We start from the raw sequence: 452 nt of genomic DNA, 5'->3' as shown, positions 1-452 counted from the left end.
TTGTAACTCAATATAAATTGGATTTTGAACATAACTTTTAGCACGAGCTAAAATGAATTGGGTCTCAGCCAAGTTTTTAGCATCATTCAAATCATTTTTATTCGGGCGAAGCTGATCCAACTGTTTTTTTGCTGCTAAGGGATTGAGAAAAGTATAGGGATAATTATGCCAATCCAAAAATGATTTCAATCGTCGCGAATAAATACCGGTCGCCTCAAAAACAATATCAGGAAATTCATTAAATTGCATGATAATTGTATTGAGTTGATTGAATCCCAGGACATCATGGGTTATCTTGAAATGTTGAGTTACCTTACCATCAACCGCCACCGCAACTTGACTAGTAGCTTTAGAGACATCAATACCAATAACATAGTGCATAATAGCACCTCCTTAAAAAATATTTGAAACAATCACTGAAACCTCACGACCATTTAATTTTCTATACTCGA

1 protein-coding gene is annotated in these 452 nt (G+C 34.7%); it reads right to left on the bottom strand.

The features are described 5' to 3' along the window. On the bottom strand, positions 1-381 hold a 381-nt coding region (locus BMG01_RS10815; protein ID WP_143472310.1), incomplete at its 3' end, for a transposase. Positions 382-452 lie beyond the last annotated feature (71 nt).

This window comes from Leuconostoc sp. BM2, assembly GCF_002095565.1.
In the GTDB taxonomy this organism is placed as follows: Bacteria; Bacillota; Bacilli; order Lactobacillales; family Lactobacillaceae; genus Leuconostoc; species Leuconostoc falkenbergense.
Note: the sequence above shows the minus strand (reverse complement) of the source record. Positions and strands in the feature narration are given on the sequence as shown.